The 13959-nt window shown below is 69.1% G+C and carries 16 protein-coding genes; 12 read left to right on the top strand and 4 right to left on the bottom strand.

Going from position 1 to position 13959, the window contains the following annotated elements:
* Positions 1 to 47 precede the first annotated feature (47 nt).
* The gene (locus IEX71_RS10925; RefSeq protein ID WP_188837033.1) at positions 48 to 815 is read right to left on the bottom strand and encodes a class F sortase; all 768 of its coding nucleotides are present in this window, start codon (positions 813 to 815) and stop codon (positions 48 to 50) included.
* A 176-nt stretch (positions 816 to 991) separates the two neighbouring features.
* On the opposite strand from IEX71_RS10925, the gene IEX71_RS22520 reads away from it, so the two are divergent.
* The 4 genes from IEX71_RS22520 to IEX71_RS10905 all read left to right on the top strand — a co-directional run bounded on the left by IEX71_RS22520 (position 992) and on the right by IEX71_RS10905 (position 4584).
* Positions 992 to 2503 carry a fatty acid desaturase gene (locus IEX71_RS22520; RefSeq protein ID WP_188837032.1) on the top strand — a complete coding sequence of 504 codons (1512 nt, stop codon included), beginning with the start codon at positions 992 to 994 and terminating at the stop codon, positions 2501 to 2503.
* Positions 2503 to 2694: a ferredoxin gene (locus IEX71_RS10915; protein WP_188837031.1), complete on the top strand. Its 192-nt coding sequence runs from the start codon at positions 2503 to 2505 to the stop codon at positions 2692 to 2694. Before IEX71_RS22520 ends, IEX71_RS10915 begins: the two co-directional genes overlap by 1 nt.
* 7 nt (positions 2695 to 2701) lie before the next feature.
* A complete protein-coding gene (locus tag IEX71_RS10910; protein ID WP_188837030.1) occupies positions 2702 to 3931 on the top strand; it encodes an NAD(P)/FAD-dependent oxidoreductase in 1230 nt (409 codons plus the stop codon).
* Between the two features lie 65 nt (positions 3932 to 3996).
* On the top strand, positions 3997 to 4584 hold the full coding sequence (locus IEX71_RS10905; protein ID WP_229749640.1) for a TetR/AcrR family transcriptional regulator: 588 nt from the start codon (positions 3997 to 3999) through the stop codon (positions 4582 to 4584).
* Between the two features lie 13 nt (positions 4585 to 4597).
* On the opposite strand, the gene IEX71_RS10900 is transcribed toward IEX71_RS10905, so the two are convergent.
* Together IEX71_RS10900 and IEX71_RS10895 are read right to left on the bottom strand one after the other, a co-directional pair.
* Positions 4598 to 5053, bottom strand: a complete 456-nt coding sequence (locus IEX71_RS10900; RefSeq protein WP_188837028.1) for an SRPBCC family protein — start codon at positions 5051 to 5053, stop codon at positions 4598 to 4600.
* A complete protein-coding gene (locus IEX71_RS10895; RefSeq protein ID WP_188837027.1) occupies positions 5053 to 5967 on the bottom strand; it encodes a diacylglycerol/lipid kinase family protein in 915 nt (304 codons plus the stop codon). The genes IEX71_RS10900 and IEX71_RS10895 overlap by 1 nt, the downstream gene beginning before the upstream one ends.
* A gap of 96 nt (positions 5968 to 6063) precedes the next feature.
* On the opposite strand from IEX71_RS10895, the gene serS reads away from it, so the two are divergent.
* The gene (gene serS / locus IEX71_RS10890) at positions 6064 to 7374 is read left to right on the top strand and encodes a serine--tRNA ligase (RefSeq protein WP_188837026.1); all 1311 of its coding nucleotides are present in this window, start codon (positions 6064 to 6066) and stop codon (positions 7372 to 7374) included.
* Positions 7375 to 7500: 126 nt separating this feature from the next.
* Here the strand turns inward: serS and IEX71_RS10885 are convergent, their stop codons facing one another.
* On the bottom strand, positions 7501 to 8046 hold the full coding sequence (locus IEX71_RS10885) for a dihydrofolate reductase family protein (protein WP_188837025.1): 546 nt from the start codon (positions 8044 to 8046) through the stop codon (positions 7501 to 7503).
* Positions 8047 to 8300: 254 nt separating this feature from the next.
* Between IEX71_RS10885 and IEX71_RS10880 the strand changes: the two genes are divergently transcribed.
* From IEX71_RS10880 to IEX71_RS10850, 7 genes are all read left to right on the top strand, one after another.
* Positions 8301 to 9572: a sensor histidine kinase gene (locus IEX71_RS10880; RefSeq protein ID WP_188837024.1), complete on the top strand. Its 1272-nt coding sequence runs from the start codon at positions 8301 to 8303 to the stop codon at positions 9570 to 9572.
* Between the two features lie 84 nt (positions 9573 to 9656).
* A complete protein-coding gene (locus IEX71_RS10875) occupies positions 9657 to 10535 on the top strand; it encodes a hypothetical protein (protein WP_188837023.1) in 879 nt (292 codons plus the stop codon).
* A complete protein-coding gene (locus IEX71_RS10870) occupies positions 10532 to 11221 on the top strand; it encodes a response regulator (protein WP_268235950.1) in 690 nt (229 codons plus the stop codon). The genes IEX71_RS10875 and IEX71_RS10870 overlap by 4 nt, the downstream gene beginning before the upstream one ends.
* 93 nt (positions 11222 to 11314) lie before the next feature.
* Entirely contained in the window at positions 11315 to 11464 is a 150-nt protein-coding gene (locus IEX71_RS10865) for a hypothetical protein (RefSeq protein WP_188837022.1), read from the top strand.
* A gap of 32 nt (positions 11465 to 11496) precedes the next feature.
* Positions 11497 to 12378, top strand: coding sequence for an ABC transporter ATP-binding protein (locus IEX71_RS10860; protein WP_188837021.1), 882 nt, complete (start codon positions 11497 to 11499; stop codon positions 12376 to 12378).
* Entirely contained in the window at positions 12375 to 13553 is a 1179-nt protein-coding gene (locus IEX71_RS10855) for an ABC transporter permease (RefSeq protein ID WP_188837020.1), read from the top strand. Before IEX71_RS10860 ends, IEX71_RS10855 begins: the two co-directional genes overlap by 4 nt.
* A gap of 64 nt (positions 13554 to 13617) precedes the next feature.
* Positions 13618 to 13914 carry a Rossmann-fold NAD(P)-binding domain-containing protein gene (locus IEX71_RS10850; protein WP_188837019.1) on the top strand — a complete coding sequence of 99 codons (297 nt, stop codon included), beginning with the start codon at positions 13618 to 13620 and terminating at the stop codon, positions 13912 to 13914.
* The last annotated feature ends 45 nt before the right edge of the window (positions 13915 to 13959 follow it).

Below are 13959 nucleotides of genomic sequence, written 5' to 3'. Positions count from 1 at the left end.
TGACACTGGGGAGACTCCGGCACGGCGGAACCGAACCGGCCGACGGATCAGGCCGGTTTGGTCCAGACCACGTAATTGCTCAGGTGGTGGCCGTTGACCATGGGTGAGGCGATGTCACAGGTCACCAGGGTCACCACCGGGGTCGAGCTGCCGCCCCACACCCGCTGATCGGTCGTCAACGCCGTCTTGGTCACCGACTCCTTGTGCGTGACGGTCAACTCGACGACCTTGTCGTTGCTGCAGACCACCTTCACCCGGGCACCGGTCGGGACGTTGCGCAGGTTGTAGAAGTTGTCCGGGCCGTCATACGTGACGTGACCGGCGATGACCGAGATGCCGTCCTGGCCGGGCTGGGTCGAGCGGTTGTACCACATCGTGGTGTGCGCGGGCGGGTAGATCTGACCCTGTGAGTTGGTGCCCATCGGCACCACACGCTCACCGACGATGCCGACGCTCTTGACCGTCAGGCTTTTCGGAATGCACGCAGCCCCAGCGGGATTCGCGATCTCGACGGGTTTGCTGTTGCTCTTCGGCTCCGGCAGTGCGGAGGCCTTGCGCGTGGCGTGCTTCGCGGACTTCGACGAGCTCGCACTGTGCTTCTTGGGCGAGTGGCTCGACGACGAACTGCTCCCCGCCGACCCGCTCGAGCTGGACGACCCCGGACCCGTCGGAGAGCTCGCCGCGTTGATCGGGGCGGCGGGCGAGTCGTCACTGGTGAGTCCGTGGACGAGCGTCACACCCCCCGCGACCGCGATCGCGGCGCCGGCGACGATCGCGATCGTGCCTTTCGTGCGTCGGCTGGAGTGTCTTCCCACCGGGCATCGTCCCCTCGTCGTATCCCCGCGGCCGGCCGGGCCGCACCGCTCGATTATGTCTCCCGATTCTGTGCGTGCGCAGCAAGCTACTGAACTTCGCGTAAGAAGGGTCTTGACAGCGTCACTTTACAAACGACATGCTTTTGTAAAGCAAGCGACGTGATGGGAGTCACACGATGGCGGTGTTGGACGCATCCGGAACAGTTCCCGGCGACTCGACCCAGGAGTGGCACGACAAGAAGCGCTATCTCTGGCTGATCGGTCTCGTCATACCGTCGGCGTTCGTCGCCGTCTACGCGCTCTATGCGCTGACGGCGTGGTCGGTCTTCCTCTGGGCCGGGCCGATCCTGATCCTCGGCATCGTGCCGGCGATCGACCTCGCGGCCGGCCTCGACCGCAGCAATCCGCCCGACGACGTCATCGAGGCGTTGGAGAACGACAAGTACTACCGGTGGATCGTCTACATGTATCTGCCGCTGCAGTTCGCCGGGCTTTTCGCGATCATGGCGATCATCGGCGGCGTCAACCCGGTGGGCTGGGTGCTGCAGCACACCGCCGGCTACGACTGGGCGCTGGCCAACCTGCCGCACCGCTTCGTGCAGCCGTGGGACCTGAGCGTGCTGGACAAGGTCGCGGGCGCCATCTCGATCGGGTGCGTCGGCGGCATCGGCATCAACACCGCGCACGAGCTCGGGCACAAGCGCGAGAGTCACGAGCGCTGGTTGTCGAAGATCGCTCTGGCGCAAAGCTTCTACGGCCACTTCTACATCGAGCACAACCGTGGCCACCACGTGCGCGTCGCCACCCCGGAGGACCCGGCGAGCAGCCGGATCGGTGAGAACTTCTACCAGTTCTGGCCGCGCACGGTCATCGGCTCGCTCAAGAGCGCCTGGGGCCTGGAGAAGCGGCGCTATGCCCGCCGTGACAAGCACCCCTTCCGGATCGGCAACGACGTGCTCAACGCCTGGCTGATGTCGGTCGTGCTGTGGGGTGCCATCGTCGCGCTGTTCGGCTGGAAAGTGTTGCCCTACCTGGTGATCCAGGGAGTCGTCGGCTTCTCGTTGCTGGAGGTCATCAACTACATGGAGCACTACGGCATGCGGCGACAGAAGGTCGGCGTGCCGGGCAAGGTCCGCTACGAACGCGTCAACCCGAGCCACAGCTGGAACTCCAACAACATCGCGACCAATGTGCTGCTCTACCACCTGCAGCGACACAGCGACCACCACGCGAACCCGACCCGTCGCTATCAGGCGCTGCGCGACTACAAGGAATCCCCAGTGCTGCCAACGGGATACGCCGGCATGATCGTGCTGGCGATAGTTCCCGCCGTATGGCGCAAGGTCATGGACCCGCGCGTGCTCGCCCACTTCGACGGCGACATCTCGCTGGCCAACATCTCGCCGCGCAAGCGCGAGAAGATCCTCGCCCGGTATGGCGCCCGCCCGGACGCCGCACCCTTGGAGGTCGTCGGCAGGGACACCTCGGTGCATGACCAGGCCGGCGGGCACGGTGGCCGCTGCCCCGGTTGCGGCTATGAGTATGACGAGCGCACCGGCGCACCCCGGGAGGGCTTTCCCGCCGGCACGCCGTGGGACCAGATCCCCGACACGTGGTGCTGCCCGGACTGCGGGGTCCGCGAGAAGCTCGACTTCATCCCGATCACTGCGTCGCGAGAGGTGGCGTGATGCGGATCGTCGCGGACATCGGTCAGTGCGAGGGTCTCGGGATGTGCGAGGCGATGGCGCCGGACATCTTCGAGGTCGGTCCCGAGGGGCACGTCGTGATCCACGACGCGTCACCGGACGAGTCGCGCCGGCAGGACCTGCAGGCGGCGGTCGACGCCTGCCCCGTGCTCGCCCTGACCATGCAGGACTGAGCAGCCGGTGACCACGGACCTACGACGCCTGGTCGTCGTCGGTGCCTCGCTGGCCGGCCTGCGCGCCGTCGAGGCGGCCCGGCGGGCGGGGTTCACCGGCTCGATCACGCTCATCGGCGCGGAGCGCAGTGCGCCATACGACCGGCCGCCGCTGTCGAAGGCGCTGCTGCGCGCCGACGCCCCGGCGAGCGTGTCGCCGTTCCACACCGAGGAGCACCTGCGGACCGAGCTCGGGGTCGACCTGCGCTGCGGAGCGCCGGCGACCGGTCTCGACATCGATCACCGCCGGGTGCTCGTCGGGGCTGACCGGGTCGACTACGACGGGCTGATCATCGCCACCGGCGCGGCCGCCAACGCGTGGCCGCTGGGCGCCGGAGTGCCCGGCGTGCACCCGCTGCGCACCGCCGTCGACGCACTCGCGATCCGGGCAGCGCTCGACGCGGGGAAGCGAGTCGCGGTGATCGGGGCCGGTTTCATCGGCTCCGAGGTCGCCTCTGCCGCCCGGGCACGGGACCTGCCCGTCACCGTGATCGAGGCTGCACCCCAGCCGCTGACCCGATCGGTAGGGCCCTCCGTCGCCGACGTGCTCACCGGCCTCCACCGATCGGCCGGCGTCGACCTGCGCGTCGGCACCCAGGTCACCGAGGTGCACCAGAACGCTTCGGGCGTCACGGGATTGACGCTCGGCGACGGCAATTACCTGCCGGCCGAACTCGTCGTGCTCGGCATCGGCGCCCGCCCCGCGACCGGCTGGTTGCGCGACTCCGGACTGGCACTGCACCGCGACGGCGGCGTGCTCGTCGACGCGACGCTGGCGACGAGAGCACCCGGTGTGTATGCCGCCGGCGACGTCGCCCACGCACCGCTTTCCGTCTTCGACGACGAGGTGGTGCGGCTGGAGCACTGGACCAGCGCCGCCGAGCAGGGCGCCGCCGCGGCCCGCCACCTCCTCGACCCCGACACCGCCCGTCCGTTGCAGACCGTGCCCTACTTCTGGTCCGATTGGCACGGGCACCGGCTGCAGTTCGTCGGCGTGCCGACCGCGGACGAAGCGCGCGTCATACGACCGGAGCCGGAGCAGTTCCTCGCCCTCTATCGGCGCGGTGACCGGGTCGTCGGTGCGTTCACCGTCAACGGGCAGCGGGAGATCATGCGCTACCGCCGCCACATCGTCGGGCACGCGCCTTTCGAGGACGCGCTCGCCGAGGCGGGCGCCCACGACCGGGCGGCGGTCTGAAGCGGGCGCCGGCGGTTTCGCCGGCCGGCGGGCAATCGGCGGCACGCATGCTTAGACTCGCGCTCGTGACGTCGGCATCGCCCGCAGACGAGGATCTGCGCACCCGCCTGCTGCGGGTGGCGGCCACGATGACGGTCGCGGACGGGTGGTCGAAAATGACCATGTCGCGGCTGGCCGACGAGGCCGGGGTCTCCCGTCAGTCGGTCTACAACACCTTCGGCAGCAAGCCGGCGCTCGCTCAGGCGCTGGTCATGTCGGAGCTGTCGGTCTTCCTCGGCAAGGTGGTCGACGCATTCGAGGGCAGTGGCGGCGACCCGGTGAAGGCGGTGCACGACGCCGCGCTGGGTGTGTTGCTCCTCAGCCGGAAGAGTCCGCTGTTGCGCGCCGCCGTCGCCGGCTCGCACGGTGCCAATTCGGAGTTGCTGCCGTTGCTGACCACCGACAACGAGCAGTTGCTGGCCACCGCGAAGCGCGTGGTGACGGACGGCATGCTGCGCTTCCAGCTACCGCTGGACCGTGCGCAACTCGACATCGGCGTCGATGTCATCGTGCGCACCGTGCTCAGCCATGTCATCCAGCCCAGTTCCACCCCGGAGAAGACGGCCACCGGCATCGCCTGGGTGGCCAGCGCCGTGTTGCATTGGGCCGAGTGAGGATCGGCCCGCTTCAGCTCTCGCGGGCTCGATGGGTCAGCCCACGCATACCGGCCCGCATCATCGTCGCGTGATTGGCCAGCAGCACCGGACGCGCCGGGGCGGAGCACGCCAGTCGGCCGAGCAGGCCCGGCATACCGAGGTCGACCTCCTGCGTGTAGTCCAGGATCGTCCGGTCGACCCCGTCGGCACGCACCGCGAATTGGGACCAGCCGACCAGATCGCCGCTCAATCTTGCTCGCAACACACCGGATTCGGCGTCGACCAGCTCGGTCGCCAGCTCGACGTGCAGGGTCAGGGGCAGCACACTGCGGATCTCCGCACTGCCGTGCGTGTCGTCGTATGGCGTCACGGACCGGATCTGCGGCCACCATTCCGGCCAGCGCTCGGCATCCCGCAGCACCTCGAAGACGGCGTCCCTGGGTGCGGCCAGGTGGTGCGAGCTGGCGAAGCGGAAGTGCCGTCCCATCAGCGAGGCAGGCGCACCGTCAGGGCCCCGCGATCGGCGCGGAAGCGCACGGAGTACGCCATACCGATGACGTCGCCGTCGACCTCGACCCGTTGCGGCATGTCCACGTCCACGATCATCTCGGTGAACTGCGCACGCATGAAGTGCTCGGAGTCCTTCTGCGAACGCGTCAGCACCTTGCCGACCACCGGCAGCCAATGCGCCCCGCCGCCCCGGACGACCACGGCGTCGAGCAGTCCGTCGTCGACGACGGCCTTCGGCATCAGCTTCATTCCGCCCTGCAACATGCCGCAGTTGCCGGCCAGCACGCTGGTGACGTCGCGCCGGATCTCCGGGCCGCCGTCGATGCGGATCCGGGCGGGCACCAGCTCGTGCCGCAACTGCTTCATGCCGGCGACGAGGTATGCCGTCCAGCTCAGCCGAGCCTTCAACTTCTCGGTGGTGTCGGCCATGATGTCGGCGTCCCGGCCCACTCCGCCCATGACCAGTCCGATGTGGTCGGCGTCGAACTCTCCCGGTGCACTCCCGGCCAGCGAGATCCGGATGGCGTCGATCGCGCCGTCCGCGCCCGACAGGCCGATGCGCAGCGCGTCGGCATACCGATTGACCGGCAGGCCCAGCTGCCGCGCGAAGAGGTTGCCGGTGCCGCCGGCGAGCACGGCCAGCGGCGTCCCGGTCCCGAGCATCGCCGATGCGGCGCACCGCATGGTGCCGTCACCACCCAGGGCGGCGACCAGGTCGACGCCCTGCTCGAGCGCAGCACGCGCCTGCCCCTCGCCCGGGTCCTCCACGGTCGTCTCCGACCACAGCGGCGGTGCCCATCCGTAGCCCCGGAAGATCGCCGTCAACCGGTCGCGCAACACCTGGAGGTCCTTGACCTTCGTCGGGTTGACGATCACCGCAGCACGTTGCACGAATAGAACCTTCCTGGTTACTGACGGGTCCGCCTGATTCCGGCAGACGTTATCGGGTTGCGCGCCCGCATGGTGCGCCGCGTAGCCTTGCCTGTCGTGATCGACATCAAGCTAGTGCGCGACAACCCCGACCTCGTGCGTGCGAGCCAGCGCGCTCGCGGCGCCGACGAGACCCTGGTCGACCAGGTGCTCGCAGCCGACGAGAAGCGGCGCTCCTCCATCACCGAGTTCGAGAGCCTGCGTTCCCAGCAGAAGACCGTCAGCAAGTCGGTCGGCGCTGCCATGGGGAAGCTGAACGCCGCGCGCAAGGCCGGGTCGGCCGATGTCGACGTGCTGGCCAAGGAGGCCGACGAGGCACGTGCCCGGGCGACCGAGCTGTCCGCGCAGGTCAAGCAGCGCGAAGCCGCCGCGGACCAGGAGGACAAGGAGTTCACCGCGCTGCTGCGCGAGCTGGACAACATCGTCCTCGACGGTGTCCCCGCCGGCGGCGAGGAGGACTTCGAGACCCTGGAGACCGTCGGTGAGCCGCGCAGCTTCGACTTCGAGCCGCTGGACCACCTGGCCCTCGGCGAGAAGCTCGACGCCATCGACATGCAGCGGGGTGCGAAGGTCAGCGGCTCGCGGTTCTACTTCCTCAAGGGCGCGGGTGCCCGCCTGTCCAACGCACTGATGGCCTACGCCCAGAGCATCGCCGCCGAGGAGGGTTTCACACCGCTCATCGTGCCGACGCTGGTCAGCGCACAGTCGATGGGCGGCACCGGCTACCTCGACGCACACGAGGACGTCTATGAACTGGAGTCGGGCGAGCTCTACCTCACCGGCACCAGCGAGGTGGCGCTCGCCGGCTTCCACACCGACGAGATCCTCGACCTGTCGAACGGTCCGTTGCGCTACACCGCCACCTCGACGTGCTATCGCCGCGAGGCCGGGTCCTACGGCAAGGACACCCGCGGCATCTTCCGGGTGCACCAGTTCACCAAGACCGAGATGTTCGTCTACTGCGACCCGCAGCAGGCGGTCGAGGAGCACCAGAACCTGCTGCGCATCGAGCGTCGGTTGCTCGACGGGCTGGAGCTGCCCTACCGCGTCATCGACGTCGCCGCCGGTGACCTCGGTGGCTCCGCGGCGCGCAAGTACGACTGCGAGGCGTGGGTGCCGACGCAGGGCAAGTACCGTGAGCTGACGTCGACCTCCAACTGCACGACCTACCAGGCGCGCCGGCTCAACATCCGCCAGCGCGGCGAGGGCGGCAAGACGGAGTTCGTCGCCACCCTCAACGGCACCATGCTCACCGACACCCGGCCGATCGTCGCGCTGCTGGAGAACCACCAGCAGGCCGACGGCTCGATCCGGGTGCCGCAGGCGCTGCAGCCGTTCCTCGGCACGGACGTCATACGCCCCGCCTGAGGAACAGCGCCGCCGCCCCACCCGACCGCCACCTCCCATGCCGAATGACGGCTTCTTCGCCGAGTGACGGTCCGATTGGGCCGTCACTCGCCGAGAGAGCCGTCATTCGGCATGGGAGGGACGCGCTCAGTCGCGCAGCGAATACGTCAGTATGGCGTTCCCCGCGGACGTGATCTGCGAGTCCACCAACCGCAGGCGAGTCATCGGCACGGTCTCGTCGAACAGCCGCGCGCCGTCGGGCGTGACGACCGGGTGGGTGGTCAGGGTCAGCGCGTCGACGACGCCGGCGGTGAAGAGCGACCGGATGGTCTTGATGCCGCCCCCGATAGAGATGTCGCCCTCGGCGCCGTTGTCACGCAACGCCTTGACGTAATCGACCGGATCTCCTTGCACCAGAGTGCTGTTCCACGGCAACTCACCGGACAGCGTCGAAGAGACGACGTGCTTGCGCACCGGGTTGATGAAGCTGCCGAACAGATCGTCGTTGCCCGGCCAGTACTGCGACCACTCCTGCCAGAGCGTGCGGCCGAGGACCATGTCGGTGACGGGTGCGATCGACTTGCCCATGGCTTCCCCCTCCTCCGGGCCGAACGAGTCGAACTGGAAGAGGTTCGGCGCCTCGACGACGCCGTTGACCGAGTGGAAGAGGTGGGCTGTGACCTTGCGGCTCATGATGGGCTCCCTGCGTCCGTGGTGTCGGAGATGTTCGTCGTATCCGCGATGTTCGTAGTGTCCGTGATGGTTGCTGCCAAAACGGTTGGACAAAGGGTTGGACCAGGCAGCGCCCGATAACTCATCGGTCGCACCGAAGAACCCGGAAGAACCCCGAAGAAGCTCCGTAGAAGCACCGAGGAGCTCCGCAGAGGCTCGGCCACCTCCGTCGCGCGGCGGAGGTGGCGCCATACGCCAGTGGTTAACCTCGCCGTGTGCCCGACTCCTGGCGTTCCACGCTCACCATCGACGACAGCTGGACGCGTCCGCTGCCGCCGCGGTGGTGGCGCGTCGACGGACCCGTGGCGCTGATCTGGCTGGCGGTGGCCGCGATCTGCACGGAGGGCTATCGCGCGGTCGGCGCGCTCGCGCAGGACCACACGGACATCCGACTGCAGTACCTCTACGTCGTCGTTCCGTGCGCCGCGCTCGTGGTCCGCCGGCGTTTCCCGGTGGCCACGACCGCGTTCGTGACGTGCGCGTGGGTGATCACCGGACAGCTCGACGGGCGGCTCACCACGACCCTCGGCATCCAGTTCGTCTACCTCTTCGCGATCTACTCGGGGGCGGCCTGGGGCCGGCGCCGCGTCGTGGGCGCGTGGGTGATCGGCGGCTGCCTGGCGCTGCTGGCCGGCTGGGTGGTCTACGTGCTGTTCACCGAGTCGTATGACGGGATGCGCGGCTCCGACGTCATACCCGGCTGGTTGGGCGCGACCGTCATCACGGTGCTCACCAATGTGATCTACCTCGGCGGCGCGGTGCTGCTCGGCATCCTGGAGTGGCGCAACCTGCGGCGGCGGCGTGAGCTCGAGGACCAGGCGCGCACCATCGACTTGCAGGCCGTGGAGTTGCGCCGGCAGGCCGTCGACGCCGAGCGGCTGCGGATCGCCCGCGAGTTGCACGACGTCGTCGCGCACCACGTGTCGGTGATCGGCGTGCAGGCCGGCGCGGCCCGGCGCGTGCTCGACAAGCAACCGGACGCCGCACGGGACGCGCTGACCGGGATCGAGCGCTCGTCGCGGTCGGCCGTGGCCGAGATGCGAGCACTGTTGGGCACGTTGCGCTCGTCGGCCGACATCGACCGCGCGCCCACGCCCGGGCTCGACGACGTCGACGCGCTGGTGAGCGACTACCGCGCCACCGGCCTCGCGGTCGACTGGCGGGTCGTCGACGACCGACGGGCGCCGACGGAGGTCCCGCCCGGCATCGGGCTGGCCATCTACCGCACTGTGCAGGAAGCCCTGGCCAATGTGCAGCGGCACAGCAGCGCGACGACCGCGTCGGTCGTCACACGGTTCGGGCAGGCGGATCGCCCGTATGCCGAGGTGGAGATCGTCGACGCCGGACGCGCCCGTCCCGGGACCGCCGGCACCGGACTCGGCCTGGTCGGCATGCGCGAGCGGGTCGAGGTGCTCGGCGGGGAGGCGGAGATCGGACCGCGGCAGACCGGCGGCTTCCGGGTGCGGGTGCGGTTGCCCTTCGACTGACCGCGAAGGAAGCCACTCCTGGCTAGAGTTGCCCCACGCACCCGACTCGTCGCGCCGCCGGATCGCTCCGGCCCAGGGAGAGGCATGACTGACAACCCGTACAACCCGCAGCAACGACCCCAGCAACAGCCGCCGCAGGGACAGCCCGGTCCGGGCTATGGCGGCCCTCACGGCCAGCAACCGCAGGGCAATCCGCCGCCCCAGCAGCCGCCATACGGGCCACCAGGTTACGGCCGACCGGCCTACGGGCAGGGGCAACCGCAGCAGCCGGGCAACCAGGGGTATGCCGGGCCGCCGCAGCAGTTCCAGCAGCCCTACCAGCAGCAACCGTATGGCGGCCAGCAGTTCCAGCAGCAGCCGTATGGCGCACCCCCGGCCGCCGGCCCGTCGCCGCTGCCGAAGGTCTTGGGCTGGCTGATGGCGCTCTTCGCGGTCGTCGCGATCGCCTGCTGTTTCGGGCCGTGGGCGTCGGCGAAGGTGTCGAGCAACGTGCTGCCGATCAGCGCGTCGATGTCGGTCAACGCGTTCAACCACGCGTCGTGCTCGGGACCGGGCGACGCCTGCGACAGCGACTCGAGCTCCGACGGTGGCTCGTCGAGTTCGACCTCGGCCACCAGCGCGACGTCGGACGAGGACGGCTCGCTCTGGGAAGGCTGGGTGATCGCCGCGATCGGTGCCGTCGTCATCGTGCTCGGGGTGCTGCGTGGCCTCGGCAAACGGGCACTCTCCGTCCCGGCCGCCGTCGCGGGCGCCGTCGGCGGGCTGGCAGTCGTCGGCCTGACGATCTACCGGTGGAGCTGGGTCCATGACAAGGCCGGCGAGGCCAAGGACCAGCTCAAGGCGTCCGGCGACATGGGCAGCATCGACTTCCACTTCGGCAGCGGCTGGGGCCTGTGGCTGACGCTGGTCGCCGGCGTTCTGCTGTTGCTGGCCGGCGTCGGTGGCCTGGTCAAGCGACAGTGACGGCACAACCTCGAACGCCCGCACCGACCCGGGTCGTCGTGGTCGATGACCAGCGGCTGGTCCGCAGCAGCTTCGCGATGATGCTGTCGGTGGAGGACGACATCGAGGTGGTCGGCGACGCCGCCGACGGTGCGCAGGCCATCGAGGTGGTGCGCCGCGAGCGCCCCGACCTGGTGCTGATGGACGTGCAGATGCCCGTCATGGACGGCATCGCGGCGACCGAGCAGATCGTCGCCGCGGGCCTGGCCAAGGTCGTCCTGCTGACCACCTTCGACCGGGACGACTACCTCTTCGACGGATTGCGTGCGGGGGCAAGCGGATTCCTGCTGAAGAACACCGAGCCGGAGGGCCTGGTCGACGCGATCCGATCCGTCGCGCGCGGGCACGCCCTGCTGGCGCCGGAGGTCACGCTGCGCGTGATCGAGCGTATGACGGCGGGCCCCGCCACCAGCACGGCCGATCCACAGCCGACCGCCGCGCTGGAGCGGCTGACACCGCGTGAGCGAGAGGTGTTGGAGCTGGTCGGCCGGGGCCTGGCCAACGCGGAGATCGCCCGCCGGCTCTTCCTGGGCGAGGCCACCGTCAAGACGCACGTGTCCAACGTGCTGTCCAAGCTGCAGGTGCGCGACCGAGTGCAGGCGGTGGTGTTCGTCTACGAGAATGGCCTCATCCGAGCGGGGGAGTAGCACCACGATCGGCTGCGCGGATCTCCGTCGCCGGCCGGATCCGTGGTCGCGCGTTGCGCCATACGGTCGAGATGAACGCGTGAGGGGAGTCGGATGAAGATCTACCGGGGACGCCCCACCGTGATCACCACGGTCGGCATCGGCACGTCACAGGTGGAGATCCGCATGGTCCCCGTCCCCTGCGCATCGCAGTTCATCGTCAGTGGTCGACCCGGTCGTGCCTTGCTGGCAGAGCTGGGCTGACCACCCACCCATGGAGAAGAGGGAGACACCTGATGTTGCGGCTTGACCGACTGACGCGCCGGTTCGGCGGGCACGTGGCCGTGGACGACGTCAGTTTCGAGGTGGGCGACGGGCAACTCGTCGGCTTCGTCGGCGGCAACGGCGCCGGCAAGACCACGACCATGCGGATGGTCATGGGCGTCCTACAGGCCAGCGCCGGCGAGGTGCGGTGGAACGACGCACCGGTCACCGCGATCGACCGCCGCGAGTTCGGTTACATGCCGGAGGAGCGTGGGCTCTACCCGAAGCAACCGGTGCTGGAGCAGGTCGCCTATCTCGCACAACTGCACGGGGTTTCGGCCCACGATGCTCGTGAGCGGGGGACAGCACTGTTGGACCGGTTCGGCCTCGCCGACCGGGCCAAGGACAAGCTGGAGGCGCTGTCTCTGGGCAACCAGCAGCGGGTGCAGATCGTCGCCGCGGTGATCGCGCGGCCCAAGATGCTGGTCCTGGACGAGCCGTTCTCCGGCCTCGACCCGGGCGCCGTCGACGACATGGTCGCGTTGTTGCGCGAATTCACCTCGACCGGCACTCCGGTGCTGTTCTCCTCCCATCAGCTCGACCTCGTCGAGCGGCTCTGCGACCGCATCGTCATCCTGTCGCGCGGCCGGGTCGTCGCCGACGGCGTCGCCGACGAGCTGCGACGCAGCGGACCACTTCGACACCGGCTGGTCACCGGCAACGACGCCGGCTGGGTGCGCGACCTCGGCTGGCTCGATGTCATCGATGTGGGCGGCGACACCGCCGTCGTGCAACTGGCGGCTGCCGAGGACACCGATCGACTGCTGACCGAGGCCCTGCGCCGCGGTTCGGTGCGCGAACTCGCCGAGATCGTCCCTTCCGTCGCCGACATCTACCGCGAGGTCACCGCATGAAGTCGACCAATTCCGTATGGCGCCTCGTTGCCGTCCGCGAGGTCTCGGTCAAGCTGCGCGATCGCAACTTCCTGGTGTCCACCGCCCTGATGCTGGTCCTGGTGGTCGCCGCCATCGGCATACAGTTCGCGTTCGCCGGACACACCGACACCAAGAAGATCGCCGTTCCGAACGCCACGGCGTCCAAGCTCGTCACCGCCGCCGACCGGATGGCGGACACGGCCGACGCGAAGTTGGAACTGCAACCGCGCCAGGCCGATTCGGCGAAATCGGTCACGGAGATGGTGTCCGACGGTACGGCGGACGCCGGCCTGGTCCGATCCGGCGACGGCTGGCGGCTGATCGGCAAGTCCAGCCGCAACACCGACGTCGCGACCTACCTCGGCCAAGCGGTGCAGCAGGACGCCGTCCGCCGCAACGCCGCAGCGTCCGGCACCACGCTCGCGCAGTTGCAGAAGGGCTCCCAGCTGCCCTACGAACTGCTCGCTCCGAACGATGACGACGAGGGCGCCGCGCGCGTGGGCGGAGTCGTCTTCGGGATGCTGTTCTACCTCGCCGCACTGCTCTTCGGCATGGCGATCGCGAACAGCGTCGTGGAGGAGAAGCAGAACCGCATCGTCGAGATCATCGCCTCGGCGATCCCGTTGCGGCAGCTGCTGATCGGCAAGATCATCGGCAACACGGTCCTGGCGCTCGGGCAGGTGGTGCTGTTGTCACTGGTCGGCGTCGGCGGGCTGCTGGTGACCGACAACACCGACCTGCTGGGCCAGTTGGCGCCGGGCATCGGGTGGTTCGTGCCGTTCTTCCTGATCGGGTTCCTCGCCCTGGCAGCGCTGTGGGCGGTCGTCGGCGCGCTCGCGACACGCTCGGAGGACGTGCAGTCGACGTCGGCGCCGATGACCGCGCTCGTCGCGATCGTCTTCTTCGGCGGCATCCTGACGACCGGGGTGTTCCAGGCGGTGCTGTCCTTCGTCCCGATCTTCTCCACCATCGCGATGCCGGCCCGCGTGCTGGCCGGTGACGCGGCGTGGTGGGAACCGTTGGTGGCGTTGCTGATCGCGCTCGCCGGTGCATACGCGATCCTGCGCTTCGCGGAGCGGATGTATCGCACAGCGCTGATGCAGACCTCGCACAAGCTGAGCTTCCGGCAGGCGCTGCGCCAGGGCGCCGAGTGACAGCCGACTGACGAGGCCGGCCGCTACTCCGTGCCGGCCGGTGTGTCGACGCCGCGGTGAGGAAGTGGCGGAGCAGCGCCGTCCGGTCGAGATCCCCGGGGCGCCGCCGGGCGTCCGCCTGCACGCCGTGGCCGAGGAGGTGATCCGGACCAGGGCGATCGCCGAGGCGCTCGGCGAAACACTCGACCTGCCGGTGGTTTCCATCGATCCCGCCGATGCCGCCGAGCACTTCGGTGTCGTCGCCCACTTCTTCGGCCAGACCCTGACCGGCGCCAGCGCGCTGACCCGCGAGCTCCTCGCATGGGAGCCGGCAGGGCCGACACTGCTCGACGACATCCGATCCGGTGCCTACACGGACTGACCACTTCAGGGAGCCCGCCACCACGCATCGCCGCAGGGGTCCGCC

This window comes from Flexivirga endophytica (assembly GCF_014640635.1).
Taxonomy (GTDB): Bacteria; Actinomycetota; Actinomycetes; order Actinomycetales; family Dermatophilaceae; genus Flexivirga; species Flexivirga endophytica.
This window is presented reverse-complemented; position numbering and strand designations above follow the sequence as displayed.